The sequence below is a fragment of the Telluria sp. ZB4P34 genome, from assembly GCF_059686055.1.
The window spans coordinates 77,494-97,526 of record NZ_JCASIF010000003.1 but is presented as its reverse complement, the minus strand read 5'-3'; the positions used below and the strand labels follow the sequence as shown (position 1 = coordinate 97,526).

At 65.8% G+C, this 20,033-nt stretch carries 16 protein-coding genes; 13 read left to right on the top strand and 3 right to left on the bottom strand.

Features of this window, described 5'->3' with window-relative positions:
- The first annotated feature begins 2 nt into the window (after positions 1-2).
- The 10 genes from AC56KL_RS07370 (at position 3) to AC56KL_RS07325 (ending at position 12,692) form a co-directional block, all read left to right on the top strand.
- Positions 3-992: an XrtA-associated tyrosine autokinase gene (locus AC56KL_RS07370; protein WP_497179515.1), complete on the top strand. Its 990-nt coding sequence runs from the start codon at positions 3-5 to the stop codon at positions 990-992.
- Positions 973-2,559, top strand: a complete 1,587-nt coding sequence (locus AC56KL_RS07365) for a TIGR03016 family PEP-CTERM system-associated outer membrane protein (protein WP_497179514.1) — start codon at positions 973-975, stop codon at positions 2,557-2,559. The genes AC56KL_RS07370 and AC56KL_RS07365 overlap by 20 nt, the downstream gene beginning before the upstream one ends.
- Before the next feature lie 14 nt (positions 2,560-2,573).
- Positions 2,574-3,611, top strand: a complete 1,038-nt coding sequence (locus tag AC56KL_RS07360; RefSeq protein ID WP_497179513.1) for an XrtA/PEP-CTERM system-associated ATPase — start codon at positions 2,574-2,576, stop codon at positions 3,609-3,611.
- Positions 3,608-4,492: an XrtA system polysaccharide deacetylase gene (locus tag AC56KL_RS07355; RefSeq protein ID WP_497179512.1), complete on the top strand. Its 885-nt coding sequence runs from the start codon at positions 3,608-3,610 to the stop codon at positions 4,490-4,492. The genes AC56KL_RS07360 and AC56KL_RS07355 overlap by 4 nt, the downstream gene beginning before the upstream one ends.
- A gap of 54 nt (positions 4,493-4,546) precedes the next feature.
- On the top strand, positions 4,547-5,644 hold the full coding sequence (locus AC56KL_RS07350; RefSeq protein ID WP_497179511.1) for a FemAB family XrtA/PEP-CTERM system-associated protein: 1,098 nt from the start codon (positions 4,547-4,549) through the stop codon (positions 5,642-5,644).
- Positions 5,645-5,647: 3 nt separating this feature from the next.
- Entirely contained in the window at positions 5,648-6,841 is a 1,194-nt protein-coding gene (locus AC56KL_RS07345; RefSeq protein ID WP_497179510.1) for a TIGR03087 family PEP-CTERM/XrtA system glycosyltransferase, read from the top strand.
- Positions 6,832-8,421: an exosortase A gene (gene xrtA / locus AC56KL_RS07340; RefSeq protein ID WP_497179509.1), complete on the top strand. Its 1,590-nt coding sequence runs from the start codon at positions 6,832-6,834 to the stop codon at positions 8,419-8,421. The genes AC56KL_RS07345 and xrtA overlap by 10 nt, the downstream gene beginning before the upstream one ends.
- A 16-nt stretch (positions 8,422-8,437) precedes the next feature.
- The gene (locus AC56KL_RS07335) at positions 8,438-9,619 is read left to right on the top strand and encodes a TIGR03088 family PEP-CTERM/XrtA system glycosyltransferase (RefSeq protein ID WP_497179508.1); all 1,182 of its coding nucleotides are present in this window, start codon (positions 8,438-8,440) and stop codon (positions 9,617-9,619) included.
- Between the two features lie 67 nt (positions 9,620-9,686).
- On the top strand, positions 9,687-11,582 hold the full coding sequence (locus AC56KL_RS07330) for an XrtA/PEP-CTERM system amidotransferase (RefSeq protein ID WP_497179507.1): 1,896 nt from the start codon (positions 9,687-9,689) through the stop codon (positions 11,580-11,582).
- Between the two features lie 45 nt (positions 11,583-11,627).
- The gene (locus tag AC56KL_RS07325; RefSeq protein WP_497179506.1) at positions 11,628-12,692 is read left to right on the top strand and encodes a glycosyltransferase; all 1,065 of its coding nucleotides are present in this window, start codon (positions 11,628-11,630) and stop codon (positions 12,690-12,692) included.
- Positions 12,693-12,705: 13 nt separating this feature from the next.
- Here AC56KL_RS07325 and AC56KL_RS07320 read toward each other — a convergent pair whose 3' ends face one another.
- The 3 genes from AC56KL_RS07320 to AC56KL_RS07310 form a co-directional block, all read right to left on the bottom strand.
- A complete protein-coding gene (locus tag AC56KL_RS07320) occupies positions 12,706-13,587 on the bottom strand; it encodes a hypothetical protein (RefSeq protein ID WP_497179505.1) in 882 nt (293 codons plus the stop codon).
- Positions 13,588-13,658: 71 nt separating this feature from the next.
- Positions 13,659-14,663 carry an NAD-dependent epimerase/dehydratase family protein gene (locus AC56KL_RS07315; RefSeq protein WP_497179504.1) on the bottom strand — a complete coding sequence of 335 codons (1,005 nt, stop codon included), beginning with the start codon at positions 14,661-14,663 and terminating at the stop codon, positions 13,659-13,661.
- 8 nt (positions 14,664-14,671) lie between these two features.
- Positions 14,672-16,039, bottom strand: a complete 1,368-nt coding sequence (locus tag AC56KL_RS07310; protein WP_497179503.1) for a UDP-glucose dehydrogenase family protein — start codon at positions 16,037-16,039, stop codon at positions 14,672-14,674.
- Positions 16,040-16,362: 323 nt separating this feature from the next.
- On the opposite strand from AC56KL_RS07310, the gene AC56KL_RS07305 reads away from it, so the two are divergent.
- From AC56KL_RS07305 to AC56KL_RS07295, 3 genes are read left to right on the top strand one after another with little or no spacing between them, the layout of a single operon-like run.
- On the top strand, positions 16,363-17,559 hold the full coding sequence (locus AC56KL_RS07305) for a glycosyltransferase family 4 protein (RefSeq protein ID WP_497179502.1): 1,197 nt from the start codon (positions 16,363-16,365) through the stop codon (positions 17,557-17,559).
- Positions 17,556-18,713, top strand: coding sequence for a glycosyltransferase family 4 protein (locus AC56KL_RS07300; RefSeq protein WP_497179501.1), 1,158 nt, complete (start codon positions 17,556-17,558; stop codon positions 18,711-18,713). The genes AC56KL_RS07305 and AC56KL_RS07300 overlap by 4 nt, the downstream gene beginning before the upstream one ends.
- Positions 18,706-20,031 carry a putative O-glycosylation ligase, exosortase A system-associated gene (locus tag AC56KL_RS07295; RefSeq protein WP_497179500.1) on the top strand — a complete coding sequence of 442 codons (1,326 nt, stop codon included), beginning with the start codon at positions 18,706-18,708 and terminating at the stop codon, positions 20,029-20,031. Before AC56KL_RS07300 ends, AC56KL_RS07295 begins: the two co-directional genes overlap by 8 nt.
- The last annotated feature ends 2 nt before the right edge of the window (positions 20,032-20,033 follow it).

The following is a 20,033-nucleotide window of genomic DNA, read 5'->3' as shown; positions in this document are numbered from 1 at the left end:
ACGTGAGCATTATCGAAAAAGCAGCGCGCCGCATCGACCAGGAGCGCGGCCAGGCCGCCGCTGTGCCGGTGGCCGTTCCGGCGCAGGTGCTGCCTGCCGGTGTCGAGGTCCTGCCCGCCGATGTCGAGGTCGTGGAACCGCCTGCCGCGGTGCACACCTCGCCCCCGGTCTTGCCGGCCCCGGCCGCCGCCCCTGCCGCCTCTGCCCCTCCGGTCCTGGAGGCGGACAGCGCCGCTGCGGCGGTATCCAGCCCGGCCGCGCGCCAGACCCGCAAGGTCGACATCGACCTGGCCAGGATGCGCGCCAGCGGCATGGTCACCGCCGCCGGCGGCCGCACCGCGCTGGTGGAAGACTTCCGCATCATCAAGCGTCCGCTGCTCAAGCGTGCCTTCGCCGAGCGCAAGGAAGGCGAGAACCCGGCCAACCTGATCATGGTGACCAGCTCGCTGCCGGGCGAGGGCAAGACCTATTGCGCGATCAACCTGGCGATGAGCATTGCCATGGAACTCGACCATACCGTGCTGCTGGTGGACGCCGACGTGGCCCGTCCCTCGGTGCTGAACACGCTCGGCCTGTCGGCCCAGCGCGGCCTGATGGACGTGCTGGTGGACGACAAGCTCGACGTCTCCGACGTCCTGCTGCGCACCAACGTCGATACCCTGAGCATCCTGGCGGCCGGCACCAGCACCCCGCGCGCCACCGAGCTGCTCGCCAGCTCGACCATGGCGAGCCTGGTGCACGAGATCGCCAACCGCTATCCAGACCGGATTGTCATCTTCGACTCGCCGCCGCTCCTCCTCACGAGCGAAGCGCGCGCCCTGGCCAGTCACATGGGCCAGATCGTGATGGTGGTGGAAGCGCAGAAGACCACCCAGCACGCGGTCGGCGAAGCACTGCGCCAGCTCGAGGGCTGCGCCAACGTGAACCTCATCTATAACAAGACCAGGGACATCCCCGGCATCGAAGAAACGTATGACTATCACTATGGGTGAAGGGCGTGCCTGCCTGGCGCGCAGGTCGCGCCTGCCGCGCCTTGCCCCGCTGGCGCTGGCGGCCATGCTGCTCGCTTCCGAATGCCGCGCCGACTGGCGCGTGGTGCCTGCCCTCGCCCTGACCGAGCGCTACACCGACAATTTTTACCAGGAAGGCAACGACTCGAAACGCTCGCAGCTCATCAGCGAAGCGACTCCGTCGGTGACGTTCTACAACACCGGCCCGCGCCTTGCCCTGACCGGCACGGCGCTGTGGCGCCATTTCGCCTACCGTGACGACGCGCTGCGCGACAAGCTCGACCACAGCTTCGAATACGACGTGCGGGGCCGCGGCACGCTGGCCAAGGACCTGCTGTACGTCGACGCCAGCGCGTCGTCCAGGCCGAACGACATCTCCGCCTTCGGCCCCCGGGTCGCGGACGCGCCCTACCTGGCGGGCAACCAGGCCAAGGTCAAGACCTGGCGCATCAGCCCCTATCTGGAACAGCGCTACGGCCGCATGGCCACGCTGGCGCTGCGCTATGCGCGCGACCGGGTCGAGGGAGGACGAGGCGCGCGCGGCTTCGGCACCAGCGTCGGCGACAGCATCAACGCCAGCCTGGCCAGCGGCACCGCGTTCGGCAAGGTCAGCTGGGGCCTGACCCACTTCCGCCAGGACCTGGACGATACCTATAGCGGCGAAACCTCGAGCGAAGCCACGAACGCCAACCTGCGCTACGCACTCACCGGTCGCCTCGGCCTGACCGCCAGCGTGGGCTACGACAGCTACCAGTTCGAGGGGCTCGGCAGCGACACGGCCGGACGCAACTGGTCGCTCGGCTTCGACTGGACGCCTTCCCAGCGCACCCGCATGAACGCGGCGCTCGGACGCCATTTCTACGGCCAGACCGGCAACTTCTCGCTGCTGCACCGCAGCCGCCGCACCTCGTGGAACGTCGCCTACACCGACGGCGTGACCACCTCGCGCGAACAATTCCTGCTGCCGTCCACGATCGACACCAGCGCGCTGCTGGACCGCCTGTTTTCGGCCTCGATCACCGACCCGGTCCAGCGCCAGCAGGCAGTGGCCGCCTACATGCGCGAGAACGGCCTGCCCGACAGCTTGGCCGACAGCGTCAACTTCCTGAGCAACCGCTATTTCCGCAAGAAGGAACTGCAGGGATCGATGGCCTTCCTGCTGCCGCGCACCAGCGCCGTGCTGACCCTGTCGAGCAGCGAGCGGATCGCCCTGTCGAGCCAGCAGAGCGACAGCGTCCTGCTGGGAACCCAGGTCGGCTCGCGCAACGACAACGTGCGCCAGCACAGCGCAACCGCGACCGGCAGGTACCGCCTCAGCCCGCGCTCGAGCGCGACCGCCATGGCCAGCTGGGGACGTAGCCGCTCGCTCACCACCGATACCGTCGACACCCGGCGCGAGTTCCGGCTCGGGCTGAGCCACCAGCTCGGGCGCAACGTGCGCGCGGCGGTCGACCTGAACCGCCGTTTCGGCACCTTCGGCCGCCTCGGCCGGAGCAGTGGCCCGTACCACGAGCATTCCATTTCCGCCAGCCTGTCCGTCCAGCTTTAAGGAGCCAGCAAGCGATGTACGAGACCTACTACGGGCTGTCCGCCAAGCCTTTCCAGCTGCGCCCGGACCCCCAATTCTTCTTCGGCAGCAAGGGCCACAAGCGCGCCATGGCCTACCTCGACTACGGCCTGTCGCAGGGCGAAGGCTTCATCGTCATCACCGGCGAAGTCGGCGCGGGCAAGACCACCCTGGTGCGCAACCTGCTCAACAAGATCCCGACCGACCAGATCGTCGCCGCCCACATCGTCAACACCAGCCTCGATCCGGAAGACACACTGCGCATGGTGGTGTCGAGCTTCGGCCTGCCCTACGAGGGCGCCAGCAAGGCCGAGCTGCTCAACCGCCTGGAGCAGTTCCTGCGCGGCGTCGACCGCCAGGGCAAGCGCGCCCTGCTCGTGATCGACGAGGCCCAGAACCTGAACGCGCGCACGGTCGAGGAATTGCGCATGCTGTCGAACTTCCAGACCGACGACCGTTCGCTGCTGCAGACCTTCCTGCTCGGCCAGCCGGAGTTCCGCGCCACCCTGCACAGCCCCGGCATGCAACAGCTGCGCCAGCGCGTGATCGCCAGCTACCACCTGGGACCGATGGACGCGCAGGAAACCCGCGCCTACGTCGAGCACCGCCTGGCCACGGTCGGCTGGAAGGGCGATCCTTCCTTCACCGACGGCGCCCATGCCGCGATCTACGCCTATAGCGGCGGCATCCCGCGCAAGACCAATACGCTGATGGACCGGGTGCTCCTGATGGGCTACCTGGAAGAGATGCATGCCTTCGGCGATGCCGACATCCACACCGTGGTGAGCGACATCGCCGAGGAATTCGAGCTGCCCGAGGTGATGGGCACGCCCGCCCCGGCGGCCGCCCTGTCGCAGGGCGAAGCGCAGGCGCTGGACAGCGCCGCCGAGCGCCGTGCCGGCGCCAGCGTGGAGCTGCTGGACGAACGCATGATGCGCCTCGAGAAGTCGATCGTCTCGGTACTGTCGATCCTGAAGAAAATCGTCGCCACGCCGCAGGGCGCCGCGGCCCAGCACATGGATAACCAGGAATGAAACCCTACGAACCCGTCTCCCGCCCAGCCCCCGCTCCGGGCGAGCGCATCAGGAATGCCATGACCTGCGACGTCGAGGACTACTTCCAGGTCTCGGCCTTCGCCCCCTACATCGACCGCACGTCCTGGCCCTCGCGCGAATGCCGGGTCGAGGCCAACATGGAACGCATCCTCGCCATCTATGAACGCCACGGCGTGAAGGCCACCTTCTTCACCCTGGGCTGGATTGCCGAGCGCTACCCGGCCATGGTGCGAAAAATCGTCGCCGCCGGCCACGAACTGGCCAGCCACGGCTATGGCCACCTGCGCGCCTCGGACCAGGACCGCGCCCAGTTCGACAACGACATTCGCTCGTCCAAGGCGCTGCTGGAAGACATCGGCGGCCAGGCCGTGCTGGGCTACCGCGCGCCGAGCTTCTCGATCGGCCACGGCAACCTGTGGGCCCTGGAGGCCCTGCAGGAAGCCGGCTACCGCTACAGCTCGAGCATCTACCCGATCGCCCACGACCACTACGGCATGCCGGACGCGCCGCGCTTCGCCTTCTATCCGCACGGCCCGGACGGCCTGCTGGAAGTGCCGGTCACCACGGTCAACATGCTGGGCCGGAACCTGCCCGCCGGCGGCGGCGGCTACTTCCGCCTGCTGCCCTACGCGCTGTCGCGCTGGATGATGCAGAAAGTGAACCGCGAAGACCGCCAGCCGGCCCTGTTCTACTTCCACCCGTGGGAACTCGACCCGGGCCAGCCGCGCCCACAAGGCCTGGACGCCAAGTCGCGCTTCCGCCACTACGTGAACATCGAGCGCATGGAAGGCCGCCTCGAGCAGCTGGCGCGCGACTTCGCCTGGGACCGCATGGACCGCATCTTCCTCGACCAACGATAAACACCCTTCGCAGTACCGACGCAAGACAACAACACCAACAAGGCTTAGCACGGCATGAACTCGATCATTGAAGCGGCACAGGCCAAGCGCGCCGCCCCGGTGCTCGCCACCGGACCGCAAACCCTCCACCTCCTGCAGCCGCACGAACGCGCGCGCTGGGACGCTTTCGTGCGCGCCTGCCCGGACGCCACCTTCTTTCACCTGGCAGGGTGGCAGAAGGTCATCGAAGAATCCTTCGGCATCAAGACCTGGTTCTACTACGTCCAGCAGGACGGCCAGATCCAGGGCGTGCTGCCCCTTGCCGAGATCAAGAGCCGCCTGTTCGGCCACTCGCTGGGCGCGATGCCCTTCTGCGTGTACGGCGGCGTGGCGGCCATCGACGAGGGCGCACGCGTGCTGCTCGACGAAGCGGCCGACAAGCTGGCGCGCGAGCTGGGCGTGGGCCACCTCGAGTACCGCGGCATGACCCGTGCCCACCCGGACGACGCGAGCTGGCATACCAAGGAGCTGTACGTCACCTTCCGCAAGGAGATCAGTGCGGACGACGAGGCCAACATGAACGCCATCCCGCGCAAGCAGCGCGCGATGGTGCGCAAGGGGATCAAGCTGGGCCTGAAGGGCGTGGTGGAGAACAACGTCGACCGCATGTTCGAGGCCTATGCCAACAGCGTGCTGCGCCTGGGCACCCCGGTGTTCCCGAAAAAATACTTCGCGCTGCTGCAGCAGACCTTCGGCGACGAGTGCGAAGTGCGCAGCATCTACACCGAGGACGACCGCCTGGTGGCTTCGGTGCTGTCCTTCTACTGGCGCGACGAGGTCGTGCCCTACTACGGCGGCGGCATGGACCTGGCGCGCGAAGTGGCGGGCAACGATTTCATGTACTGGAACCTGATGCAGGCCGCCGCCGCGCGCGGTTGCCGCGTCTTCGACTACGGCCGCAGCAAGCTGGGCACCGGCGCCTACGACTTCAAGAAGAACTGGGGCTTCACGGCCACGCCGCTGCCGTATGAATACAAGCTTTACGCTTCCGACAAGCTTCCTGATAACAACCCGCTGAACCCGAAGTACCAGTTGTTCATCAAGATGTGGAAGAAGCTGCCGCTGCCGGTCGCGAACTTCCTCGGCCCCTACATCGTGCGCAACCTGGGATAAGACGTGGACGACCTGCTGCTGCTGATCCACCGGATCCCCTACCCGCCCAACAAGGGCGACAAGATACGTTCCTACCACCTGCTCAAGCACCTGGCGCGCGACTACCGCGTGCACCTGGCGACTTTCGTCGACGACCCCGACGACTGGCAGCACGTGCCGACCGTCGAGAAGATGTGCGCGAGCAGCCATTTCGCGGCCCTGAACCCGCTGCTCGCACGGGTGCGCAGCCTGGGTGCGCTGGTCAAGAACCGCTCGCTCTCGCTGGATTACTACCGCGACGCCGATTTGCAGCGCTGGGTCGACCAGACCGTGGCCGCCCATGGCATCCAGCGGGTGCTGGTGTTTTCGTCGGCGATGGCGCAATACGCGGATAAATACCCGGACGCGCGTCGCGTGGTCGACTTCTGCGACGTCGATTCCGATAAATGGCGCCAGTACGCCGAGAAAAAATCCTGGCCGATGAGCTGGCTGTACCGCCATGAGGCGCGCCAACTGCTGTCCTACGAGCGCCAGGTGGCGCGCGACTACGATGCCTCGCTGTTCGTATCGGCGCCGGAGGCGGACCTGTTCCGCCAGCTGGCTCCCGAAAGCGACGCGCGCATCGGTTTCTTCAGCAACGGCGTCGATACCGAATACTTCTCGCCCGATTGCGCCGGCCCCTCGCCCTTCAAGGAGGGAGAGCGCGCCATCGTGTTCACCGGCGCCATGGATTACTGGCCGAACGTCGACGCCGTGCAATGGTTCGCCGCGGACGTGATGCCGCTGCTGCGCGCGCGTTTCGCCGACCTGCGCTTCTACATCGTGGGCGCACGCCCGGCGCCGGCCGTGCTCGAGCTGGCCAAGCTGCCGAACGTCGTAGTCACCGGCACCGTGCCCGACGTGCGCCCCTACATCGCGCACGCGCGTGCCGCCGTGGCCCCGCTGCGCATTGCGCGCGGCATCCAGAACAAGGTGCTCGAAGCGATGGCGATGGCCACCCCGGTGGTGGTGTCGCCGCAGGCGCTCGAGGGCATCGAGGCCGAGCCGGGCCGCGAGCTGGTGCTGGCGCAGGATGCCGCCGGCTTCGTCGAGGCAATCGCGCTCCTGCTGGAACGCAGCAGCAACGACATTGGCCTGGCCGCACGCGCCAGGGTCGAACGCAAATACAGCTGGCCGAGCAACCTGGCCTGCATCGGGGAGCGACTCGAATGCTATTGAAACCTCCGCCCGGCATCGACCAGGCCGCCGGCGCTTCCTTGACGCTGCCCAGGCCGCTGGCGCGCACCGGCATCCTCGCCCTGGCCGTGGCCCTGCTGGCCCCGATCGTCCTGTTCTACGGCACGGCGCTGTCGATGGTCGGCATCTGGAACAGTTCCGAGACCTTCGCCCACGGCTACGTGATCCTGCCGATCAGCCTGGCGCTGATCTGGCGCGAACGCGCCTGGTTCGCCCGCCTGCCGGCACAGCCCTGGACGCCGGGCCTGGTGCTGCTGGCCGGCGCCGGCGCCGCCTGGCTGGCCGGACGCATGGGTGACGTGGGCGTGGTGATGCAGTACGCCTTCGTGTCGATGATGCCGCTGGCCGCGCTCACGCTGCTGGGCCCGCGCCTGGCGGCCAAGTTCACCTTCCCGCTGCTGTTCCTGCTGTTCGCGGTGCCCTTCGGCGAAGTCTTCGTCGGCCCCCTGATCAACTACACGGCCGACTTCACGGTGTGGGCGGTGCAGGCCACCGGCATCCCGGTGCTGCGCAACGGCACCCGCTTCGAGCTGCCGACCGGGAACTGGTCGGTGGTCGAGGCCTGCAGCGGCATCCGCTACCTGATCTCCTCGGTCACGCTGGGCTGCCTGTACGCCTACCTGACCTATCGCTCGACCCTGCGGCGCGCCGTCTTCATCGGCCTGGCGGTGCTGGTGCCGATCGTCGCCAACTGGCTGCGCGCCTACGGCATCGTCATGATCGGCCACACCAGCGGCATGGAACTGGCCACCGGTGTCGACCACCTGGTCTACGGCTGGCTGTTCTTCGGCATCGTCATGTTCATCATGTTCTGGATCGGCAGCTACTGGCGCGAAGACGACCTGCCTGCCACCAGCGGCAAGGATGCGGCCGAGGCCGAAGCCGCGCTGCAGGCGCCGCGCGGCCCGGCCCGCCCGGTGGCGCCGATGGCGCTGGCGGTGGTGGCGCTGGCTGCCGCATGGCCGGCCTTCGCGGCCTTCAACGACCGCGCCAACCATAATCCGCAGCCGGTCACGCTGGCCGCGCCGGCGGTGTCCTGGCCGCAGGCGCAGGGCTTCCCGGACTGGCGCGCCGACTACATGGAGCCGGATGCGCGCGTGGCCCAGGTCTACCGCTCGCCCGCGGGCAACCCGGTGCTGCTGCAAATGCTGTACTACCGCAACCAGAGCAAGCAGAAGGGCCTGATCAGCTCCGTCAACCGTCTCGCCGGCGAGAAGAGCGCCTTCCACGAGACCGCCTCGGCGGGACGCAGCGAGCAGTTCGGCGAGCGCCGCCTGCCCCTGCGCGAAGCCGTGCTGCACGGCCCGGGCGGACCGCTGCTGGTATGGCAGGTCATGTGGGTCGACGGCCACTACACGGCCAGCAACGTCGCCGGCAAGCTGCGCCAGGCACAGGGCAAGCTGCAATTCCACGGCGACGATGGCGCCATGGTGGCGGTCGCCGTGCCCTTCGATGGCAATGCGCCCGAAGCGCGTGACGCCGCCCGCGCCATCCTGCGCGCCTTCCTGGGCCAGCAATTTGCCGCGGTCGACGGCGCGCTGGTACAGGCACGTGCGCGCTGAACCGGGACCGCATCGCATGCACAACGATCTTGCCCGCCTGAGCGTTCCCGACCGGCAGCGTCCGCTGGTCGTGCACCTGACCTACTCGCTCGACGTCGGCGGGCTGGAAACCCTGCTGGTGGACTGCATCAACCGCATGCCGCCGGAGCGCTACCGCCACGCCGTGGTCTGCCTGACGCGCTACACCGACTTCGCCAAGCGCATCACCCAGCCCGGCGTCGAGCTGTACGCGCTGGGCAAGCCGCCGGGCCTCGGGCTGGGCACCCACCTGAAGTTCTGGAAGCTGATGCGCAAGCTGCGCCCGACGATCCTGCACACCTACAACCTGGCGACCCTGGATTACGCGTTCAGCGCGGCCATGGCCGGGGTGCCGGTGCGGGTGCATGCGGAACACGGCCGCCACGCCGACGATCCGCACGGGCTGAACCCGAAGCACAACTTCCTGCGCCGCCGCATGGTGCCCTTCGTCGACTGCTTCATTCCGGTCTCCGACGACCTGCACCGCTGGCTGGCCGATACGGTGCGGATTCCGCCGGCGAAGACCCTGTTCATCAAGAATGGCGTCGACACCGAGCGCTTCGGCGCGGCGCCTTCCGGCCAGAGCGGCGCCTCGCCCTGGGGGCCGGAGGACATCGTGATCGGCACCGTGGCGCGCATCCAGGACGTCAAGAACCACCGCGGCCTGGTCGAGGCATTCGTGCGCCTGCGCGAGCTGGCGCCGCAGCAGCGCGACCGCCTGCGCCTGAGCATCGTCGGCGACGGTCCCCTGATGCCGGCGCTGCGCGAGCAGGTCGCCGCGCTCGGCCTGCAGGACGTGGTCTGGCTGCCCGGCGCGCGCGCCGACGTGGCCGCGCTGCTGCACGGCTTCTCGCTGTTCACGCTGCCCTCGCTGGCCGAGGGCACGCCGGTATCGATGCTGGAAGCGATGGCCTGCGGCCTGCCGGTAGTGGCGTCGAAGGTCGGCGGCATTCCGGAAGTGGTCACCCACGGCGTCGACGGCAGCCTGGTGCCGCCGCGCGACACCGAAGCCCTGGCCGCCGCGCTGGCCGCCTATGTGCGCGACCCGGCGCTGCGGCGCCGCCACGGCGACGCGGCGCGCACCCGGGTCGAGGAGGCCTTCAGCATGCGCGCCATGCTGGCCGAATACGGCAGGCTGTACGACGGCCTGTGCGCGCGCAAGCTGCGCCAACCTGCCTGAAGGGCCGTAATTCAGTAAAACTGCAGCAACCCAGAAAAAGATTAAAGAAACTTAAGGATTATTTACCATGTGCGGAATTGTCGGCATCCTGGATACCCGCGGCGGTCGCCCCATCGATCGCGAAGCGCTGCGGCGCATGAACGAGAGCCAGCACCACCGCGGCCCCGACGAGGGCGAGCTGTACCTGGAGCCGGGGCTGGGCATGGGCCACCGGCGCCTGTCGATCATCGACATCGCTACCGGCCAGCAGCCCTTCCGCAGCGCCGACGGCAGCATGACCCTGGTGTTCAATGGCGAGATCTACAACTACCGTACGCTGCGCGACGAACTGGTGGCGCTCGGCCACGTTTTCCGCACCAAGTCGGACACCGAAGTGATCATGCAGGCTTACCAGGCCTGGGGCGAGGAATGCGTGCACCGGCTGCGCGGCATGTTCGCGTTCGCCCTGTTCGACCGCAACCGGCAGCTGATGTTCATGGCGCGCGACCATGTCGGCGTCAAGCCGATGTTCTATTCGCTGCTGCCGAACGGCCTGTTCGTGTTCGGCTCGGAACTGAAGTCGATCATGACCTTCCCCGAACTGTCGCGCGAGCTGAACCCGCGCGCAGTCGAGGATTACTTCGCCTTCGGCTACGTGCCCGAGCCGAACACGATCTACCACAATGCCTTCAAGCTCAGCCCAGGCTACAGCATCACCTTGCGCATCGGCGACACGGCCGTCACGCCGCGCCGCTACTGGGACCTGCCTTTCAAGGTGCAGCCGAAGCGCCCGCAACAGGACGTCGAGCGCGAGCTGATCGAGCGCCTGCGCGAATGCGTGGGCAGCCAGATGGAATCCGAAGTGCCGCTCGGCGCCTTCCTGTCCGGCGGCGTCGATTCGAGCGCGGTGGTGGCGATGATGGCGCAGCAAGATGACAAACCCGTGCAGACCTGCTCGATCGGCTTCGACCATCCCGACTACGACGAATCGGTCTACGCCAACGAGGTCGCGACGCGCTACCGCACCAACCACCATGCGCAGATCGTCGACCAAGACGACTACGGCCTGATCGACACACTGGCGCGCCTGTACGACGAGCCCTATGCCGACAGTTCGGCGATCCCGACCTACCGTGTCTGCCAGCTGGCGCGCCAGCGCGTGACGGTGGCGCTCTCGGGCGACGGCGGCGACGAGAACTTCGCCGGCTACCGCCGCTACCGCTTCGCGATGGCCGAGCAACGGGTGCGCGACAAGCTGCCGCTGGGCCTGCGCAAGCCGGTGTTCGGCACCCTGGGACGGCTGTATCCGAAAGCCGACTGGGCGCCGCGCGTGCTGCGCGCCAAGACCACTTTCGAGGCGCTGGCCCGCGACACGGTCGAGGGCTACTTCCATGGCGTCTCGAAAATGCCGGACCGCATGCGCAACGAACTGTTCTCGGACGGCTTCAAGCGCCGCCTGCAGGGCTATAGTGCGATCGAGGTGTTCCGCGAACATGCGGCCAATGCGCCGACCGAGGATCCGCTGTCGCTGATCCAGTACCTCGACTTCAAGACCTGGCTGCCGGGCGACATCCTGACCAAGGTCGACCGCGCCAGCATGGCCCATTCGCTCGAGGTGCGGGTGCCGCTGCTGGACCATACCTTCGTCGAATGGGCATCCAACCTGCCGACCGACATCAAGCTCGGCGGCGGCGAAGGAAAGTACATCCTGAAGAAGTCGCTCGAACCCCACCTGTCGCACGACGTGCTGTACCGGGCCAAGAAGGGCTTCTCGATTCCACTGGCGGCCTGGCTGCGCGGGCCGCTGAGCGACAAGCTGCGCGCCGCGGTGCGTTCGCCGCAGCTGCTCGACACGGGAATCTTCAATGCGGACTACCTGCGCACGCTGGCCGACCAGCACATCGCGGCCACCCATGACCACAGCGCGGCGCTGTGGCAGGTGCTGATGTTCGAGACTTTCTTGCGGGTGAACGTGGAAGCATGATCTTCCAGCACCGTTAAGAGAATATTAATAATTATTCCAGAACTTATGCGAGTCCTATTCTTAACCAATAACGCCTATTTACCGCAATTGATTGGTGGAGCCGAATGGTCGGTCCACCATTTCGCCATCGGCTTGCGGCGGAAAGGGTACGAGGTCGGTGTCGTCGGCCAGTTGCGCGACGAAGGCTGGATCGGCTTCCAGAACAAGCTGCGCCGTGCCATCACGCGCAAGCCCTGCGTTGCAGACTGGATCATGGGCTATCCTACTTACCGTGGATGGGACCTGGGGCTCGGCTTGGCATACGTCAAAGCCGACTTTAAACCTGACCTGCTGGTTGTCGCCGGCATCGGTGCAGGGCCAGTCAAGATGGCTAAGATAGCCGAAAAACTAGGGCTTCCCACGGTCTACATGGTGATGGACGTAAACTTCAGCGCCCACGGCGGTCCCCTGTCCGAATTGACGAACGCTGTGTTCGTCGCCAATTCAGAATTTACGGCAGCTAAGCTGAAGCGCGAATTCGGGCTCGACGCGAGCGTCATCCGGCCACCAATCGACCAAAAGCGCTGCCGGGTGGATCGACCAGGCGGCAAGGTCGTTGTAGTCAATCCCAGCCAGATCAAGGGTGGTCTGATATCGATTGCTGTTGCCGAAGCGCGCAATAACATCCCTTTTGTGTTCTTCGAATCGCGCGGTACCGTCACCGGCATCCGAGAACGTGCTCAAAAGGCCGGAAATGTAGAGTGGCGTTCGGCCGAGCTCGACTCGAGGAATCTGTACAAGGATGCGCGGATCGTCCTCATGCCGAGCCAGTGCGAAGAAGCATGGGGAATGGTTGCGTCCGAAGCGCAGGCTAGCGGCATTCCCGTCATCGGAAGCGAGATCGGTGGACTGAGCGAAGCGATTGGACCCGGCGGGATCCGCGTTAGGGCGGATGCACCGCTCGAGCAATGGCTGGTTGCCTTGGATAGCTTGTGGCTGGATCAAGCAGCATGGCATCGTGCGTCGGACGCGGCGTTGACCCATGCCGCGCGGGATGAGGTCCGGCTCGATTATCAGATCGCTCAACTTGACCGCCTGCTGTCGGCAAGGCTCGAGCCGGCGTCCACGTAAGGACGGAACGCCGCTACTTCGCTCCGTGATTGCCGCTTAACTTACCGAGCTGCCACTTAAGGATCGAGACAAGGCGCTTGCGGTTCTGGCGGATCCATGGCCTGAGTGGCTTGATTGGATGCCACAGCACATTCTGCCGCCGTCCCGGGCGTAGGCGGATATTCATCGTTCCAAAGCTGCCGTTCTTGTCAAAGCCGTCGTTAGGCAAGCCGTAATAGTGCCGGTTGCGATCCTCGTGCGCCACATACTTGCCGTCGCCGCCGATGTCAATGACCTCCATGCCAGCGTGTTTGAGGATCGTGGCCCACATGTTCTCACTATGACCGGCCCACCCTACGCGATAATAGCGATCAATTGTGTCGAGTGACGCTCCGCTAATGCGGAAAAAGGTCAGGAACACCAGCCAGCTCTGCGCCGGCTGTATGTCCACACCAGGGGAGCGCAGCTTCGAGGCATAGGTCCAACCATCGAACCCGTGCGCCAAGTGGGAGGCAAGCAGGTCGCCGGAGCGGCGGGCCAGATCTACGAACAGCTCATGAACGTCCCCCGAATACTCAACGTCATCTTCCACAGACCAATATTGTGCGTACTGAGGCTGGGCTTTCCTGAAAAGCATATGTACCAAGTCGCAATTGCCGGGAATAAGCCGGAACGGTCGCTCGGCGCCCTTGACTGGGTAGGCCAAGCTATCGATCGCATCCGGCCCGAATACATATTGGCTGACTTGGACTCCCTCGAGGACAAGCTGGTGGACGCAAGTGCGTGCCTTGGCGTCGTATGAGACGATGGCGAAATGGTATTCTGGCCCAAGCTTGAGGAAAGCTTCACGAAAACGTAGCAGGCGCTTACTAACCTTGGTGGGGTCGGTACCAAAGAAAAGCAGGATTTGCGGCATTGCGAACATCGTCTATTTACTATATTCCGGCAGGTTGCGGTTTGTGGAGAAAGGGTGGCTGTTCCGTTCAATCAGATTAGGCGCGACCATTCCTTGTACCAGGCGTAAAAGTGCGCCAAACCGGTCTTGAGCGGAGTTACCGGAGCAAAGCCGACCCAGCTTCTCAGCTTGTCGATCGAGGCATGGGTGGCGGGCACGTCGCCGGCCTGCATCGGCAGGAATTCCTTGCGCGCTTCGATGCCGGTGACTTCCTCGATGGTGCGGATGAAGTCCAGCACGCGCACCGGATTGTGGTTGCCGATGTTGAAGACGGTATGCGCCGCCTTGCCGCCTTGCGCCGGGGTCGGCTTGAACAGCAGCCGCACCACGCCCTCGACGATGTCGTCGATGTAGGTGAAGTCGCGCGTGAGCAGGCCTTCGGCGAACACCGGGATGGATTCGCCCTTCATCATCTTCTGGGTGAAGCTGAAGTAGGCCATGTCCGGACGGCCCCAGGGACCGTAGACCGTGAAGAAGCGCAGGCCGGTGGCCGGCAGCCCGAACAGGTGGCTGTAGGAATGCGCCATCAGCTCGTTCGACTTCTTGGTGGCCGCGTACAGCGACACCGGCTCGTCGACCTGGTCGTCCTCGCTGAACGGCACCTTGGCGTTGGCGCCGTACACGCTGCTGCTGCTGGCGTACAGCAGGTGCTCCACCTTGTGCTGGCGGCAGGCTTCCAGGATATTCCCGAAACCCACCAGGTTGGATTGCACGTAGGCGGCCGGATTCTCCAGCGAGTAGCGCACCCCGGCCTGGGCGGCCAGGTGCACCACCAGGGTCGGACGCACCTGCTCGAACAGCGCGCGCACCGCTTGCGCATCGGCCAGTTCGACGCTGAGGCACTCGACTCCGGCAGGCGCCAGCAGCGCATCGACCCGGTCGTGCTTCAGGCGCGGCGTGTAGTAGTCGTTGAAATTGTCGCAGCCGACCACCTGGTGGCCCATGGCCGCGAGCCGCGTCGCGACGTGGCTGCCGACGAAGCCAGCCGCGCCCGTCACCAGGACGCGATGCGTCCCGGCGATCATTGCACCGCTCATTGCACCGCTCATTGCACCGCGCTTCGGCTGACGCGGCCGATCCCTTCGTAGGCCAGGCCGGCTGCGGCCACGGTGGCCGGATCGTAGATGTTACGGCCGTCGAAGATCGCCTTGGCGCGCAGCGTCTGGGCCAGCGAGGCGAAGTCCGGCGCACGGAATTCCTTCCACTCGGTGACCAGCACCAGCGCATCGGCGTTGTCGGCTGCCGCCACCGCCGAGCTGGCGATGGTCAAGAGTTCCTCGCAACGCGCGGCGCCGTGTTCGCGCTGCAGGATGTGCAGCGCTTCCTTGCTGGCTACCGGATCGTAGGCGCGCACGCGGCAGCCCAGTGCGAACAGTTCGCGGATCAGGACCAGGCTCGGCGCTTCGCGCATGTCGTCGGTGTTCGGCTTGAACGACAGACCCCACAGGGCGATCGTCTTGCCGCTCAGGTTCTCCGTGCCGCCGAAGAAGCGGACCAGCTTCTTGAACAGGACGTTCTTCTGCGCTTCGTTGACGCGTTCGGTCGCTTCCAGCAGGTGCAGCACCTGGTCGTGCTCGGCGCCGGTCTTGACCAGGGCTTTCACGTCTTTCGGGAAGCAGGAGCCGCCGTAGCCCATGCCGGCGTACAGGAACTGGGAACCGATGCGCGGGTCCAGGCCCATGCCGTGGCGCACCGCTTCGATGTCGGCGCCCAGCCGTTCGGCCAGGTTGGCCAGCTCGTTCATGAAGCTGATGCGGGTGGCCAGCATGGCGTTGGCGGCGTACTTGGTCAGTTCGGCGCTGCGGATGTCCATTTCGACCAGTTTTTCGTGATTACGGCTGAACGGCGCGTACAGCTGGCGCATCAGCCTGGTGGCGCCGGCGTCGTCGCTGCCCACCACGATGCGGTCCGGGCGCATGAAGTCCTCGATCGCCGCGCCTTCCTTCAGGAATTCGGGGTTGCTGACCACCGTGAACGACACGGTGACGCCGCGCTTGTCGATTTCGCCCTGGATGGCGGCGCGCACCTTGTCGGCGGTGCCGACCGGCACGGTGGACTTGTCCACCACCACGATCGGCTTCTCGATGCGCTGGCCGATGCTGCGCGCGGCGGCCAGGATGTGGGTCAGGTCGGCGCTGCCGTCTTCGTCCGGCGGGGTGCCGACCGCCAGGAACACGACTTCGGCGTGCTGCACCGCTTCGTCGTAGCTGGTCGAGAACAGCAGGCGGCCGGCGGCGGCATTGCGCTCGACCATGCCATCCAGGCCCGGTTCGTGGATCGGAATCACGCCGTTCTTCAGCGAAGCGATTTTCTGTTCGTTGACGTCGAGGCACAGGACGGTGTTGCCGACGTCGGCGAAGCAGGCGCCAGAGACCAGGCCCACGTAGCCGGTTCCAATGATGGTGATCTTCATAGTGTTATCTCAGTAAGCGGGTGATGGATAAGCAGGTGATAAGCGTGCGAAAAACGATGATACGCGGGATGTGACCGAGCCACGGAGGCAGTCTCCACAAGGCTTCCTGCGTTTTGGAGGCCGAGCACGATTGCCGCGTAACAATGCTTTATGGAACTTGAATTATAGTATCATGGTTGTCAAATTTTTATGGGTTGTGATTCAACCGTGCTGCCCCCCGGCAAAAAATTTCACGTTTCCGCAACACTTCTATTGTCCAGCGGCGCCCCCGTAGTATCGTTGCCAACTCAGCGGTGCCGGACGCCCAGCAAAACGACCCTAAGATGAAGCTACTTACCTTTAGCACCTTGTACCCGAACACGGAGCAGCCCAGCCACGGCATCTTCGTCGAGACCCGGCTGCGTTATCTCGTTGCTAGTGGAAAAGTCGAATCGCGCGTCGTCGCGCCGGTTCCGTGGTTCCCCTCGGGCAACCCACGCTTTGGCCATTACGCCAAGCTGGCCCGGGTGCCACGCACGGAAGTGCGCAACGGCCTGTCGGTATCGCACCCGCGCTACGTGGTGCTGCCACGGGTCGGCATGAACGTCACGCCTTACCTGCTGGCCCACGCGGCCAAGCGGGACATCGGCCGCATCCTGGACGAGGGCTACGACTTCGATGCCATCGATGCCCACTATTTCTATCCTGACGGCGTGGCAGCCGTCATGCTCGGCAAGTATTTCCGCAAGCCGGTCGTGATCACCGCGCGCGGCACCGACATCAACCTGATCCCCCGCTTCGCCCGGCCACGCAAGATGATCCTCGACGCGGCCGGCCAGGCCGACGGCATCATCACGGTGTGCAATGCGCTGAAGGAGGAAATGGTGTCGCTCGGCGTGCGCGCCGACCGCATCACGCCGCTACGCAACGGGGTCGACCTGCAGCGTTTCCAGCCGATGGACCGCGCCGCCGCCCGTGCGCAACTGGGCTTGAAGCGCTTCACGCTGCTCTCGGTCGGCCTGCTCGATCCGCGCAAGGCGCACGACCTGACCATCCGCGCGATGCCGGCCCTGCCCGACGTCGACCTGCTGATCGCCGGCATCGGGCCGGAGCAGAACAACCTCGAGGCGCTGGCGCGCGAGCTGGGCGTGCAGGACCGCGTGAAACTGCTCGGTCCCGTGCCCCAGACCGAACTGAAGACTTATTACAATGCCGCCGACGCGATGGTGCTGTCCTCCAGCCGCGAAGGCTGGGCCAACGTCCTGCTCGAGGCCATGGCCTGCGGCACGCCGGTGGTGGCCAGCAATGTGTGGGGCACGCCGGAAGTGGTGGCCGCACCGGAGGCCGGCGTCCTGATGCCCGAACGTACCCCGGAGGGGCTGGTGCAGGCCCTGACCCGGCTGCGCGCCAATTATCCCGACCATGGCGCGACCCGGCGTTATGCCGAAGGCTTCGGCTGGGAGCCGACCACCCAGGGCCAGATCGACCTGTTCGGAAGCATCCTCGCAAGAAAACAAGACATGGCAAGGAAAGCTGCGTGAAAATCCTTTATCACCACCGTACCCGCTCCAAGGACGGCCAGTACGTCCACATCGAGGAAATGATCAATGCCCTGCGTGCGCAGGGCCATGAAGTGATCATCGTCGCCCCGCCCAGCGCCGAGACCGAATCCTTCGGTTCGGACGCCGGACCGGTGGCCCTGCTCAAGCGCTACATGCCGAAGACCTTCTACGAACTGATGGAATTCGCGTATTCGCTGGTGGCCTACCGGCGCCTGGTCAAGGCGATCCGCGAGCACAAGCCGGACTGCATCTACGAGCGCTACAACCTGTTCCTGCCGGCCGGCATCTGGGCCGCGCGCAAGTTCAAGCTGCCGATGCTGCTGGAAGTGAATGCGCCGATCCTCGAGGAGCGGACGCGCTATGACGGCCTGGCCTTGAGGCGCCTGGGCCGCTGGTCGCAAGCCTATTGCTGGCGCAACGCCGATGTCGTGCTGCCGGTCACCCAGGTGCTGGGCGACATCGTGGCCTCCTACGGCGTCGACCCGAAGCGCATCGTGGTGATCCCGAACGGCATCAACCCGGAGCGCTTCGACAGCGCCCCAGACGTACAGGCGGCCAAGCGCGCGCTCGGGCTGGAAGAATACCTGGTGCTCGGCTTCACCGGCTTCGTGCGCGACTGGCACGGCCTGGACAAGGTGATTACCCTGATCGCCAAGGATCCGCCGGAATCGCGCCGCCACCTGCTGGTGGTGGGCGACGGCCCGGTGCGCGCCCAGCTCGAGCAACAGGCGCGCGATCTCGGCATCGAACACCGCGTCAAGTTCACCGGCATCATCGGGCGCGACGAAGTGGCGCGCTACGTGGCGGCCTTCGACATCGCCCTGCAGCCGGCCGTGGTCAGCTACGCTTCGCCGCTCAAGCTGTTCGAATACCTGGCCCTGGGCAAGGCGATCGTCGGGCCGGACCAGCCGAATATCCTGGAAATCCTGCGCGCCGACGACAATGCCGTGCTGTTCGACCCGGCCACGCCGGACGGGCTGGCGGGCGCCGTCAAGCGTCTGTGCGAGGATGTCGAGCTGCGCAACCGGGTCGCCGCCAACGCGCGCGCCACCATCGCCTCCCAGCAGCTGACCTGGCATGCGAACGCGCACCGTGTCACCGACCTGTTCAGGGGATTGATGAGCCGTGCGTGACCTCCCGCTGTTCCTGGCCTTCTTCGCCGTCATCCCCTTCATCTTCAAGCGGCCGGTGGTGGGCGCGCTGGCCTATGCGGTCGTCAGCCTGATGAATCCGCACCGGCTCAGCTACGGTGCGGCCTACAGCTTCCAGTTCGCGATGCTGATCTGCGTGATCACCTTGATCAGCGTCGTGATGTCGCGCGAGCAGAAGAAGATTCCGCTCAGTCCTCCCGTCGTCATGCTCGGGCTGTTCTGCCTGTGGATGCTCATCACCTTCCTGTTCGCGCTCGATCCGCCGCGAGCCCTGGTGGTGGGCGACCGCGTGTACAAGATCATGCTGATGGTCTTCATCACCATCCTCACCGTGCGCACCAAGCAGGACGTGCAGGCGCTTGCGCTGGTGGTGGCCATCTCGCTCGGCTTCTGGGGCCTCAAGGGCGGCGTCCATACCATCCTGTCGGGAGGCCGCGGCGGCGTGCTCGGCCCTGCCGACAGCTTCATCAGCGACAACAATACCATCGCGCTGGCCCTGCTGGTGACGGTGCCGCTGCTGGTCTACCAGGTCACGCAGGCGCGCACGAAACTGGGCAAGTGGATCGCGATCGGGGCCACGCTGCTGACCGTGGTGGCGACCATCGGCTCGTACTCGCGCGGCGCCCTGGTCGGCTGCGCGGCCATGACCCTGTTCCTGTGGCTGAAGTCGACCTCGAAGATCAAGACTGGTCTCGTCATTGCCCTGCTGGCCCCGGCGCTCGTGCTGTCGATGCCGGACGAGTGGACCGGGCGCATGAACACCATCAACAGCTACGAAGAAGACCAGTCGGCCCAGGGCCGCCTGAATGCCTGGGGCTTCGCGATGAACGTCGCCAACCAGTTCCCCCTGGGCGGCGGTCCCGGCGTGTTCTCGCCGGAGATGTTCTCGAAATATGCACCGCATCCCGAGACCTACCACGTGGCGCACAGCATCTACTTCCAGATGCTGGGGGAACACGGCTGGTTCGGCCTGGCGCTGTTCCTGGCGATGCATGCCTGCACCTGGCGCACCGGGACGCGGGTCATCCGGCATTGCGAAAACAAGCCCGAGCTGGCGTGGGCTGGCATGCTGGCGCGCATGTGCCAGGTGAGCCAGATCGGCTACCTGGTGGCCGGCGCCTTCCTGACCCTGGCCTACTACGACCTCGCCTACTACGTCATGGCGATCGTGGTCACGCTGGACAAGGTGCTGATCCGGGCGCCCCAACCGGACGACACGCCGCCGCTGCGCCTGCCGTTCGGCAAGCGCAAGGCGGCGCCGCGCGGGCCCCTGAAACCGGCCGCTCGCGGACCGGCTTAAGC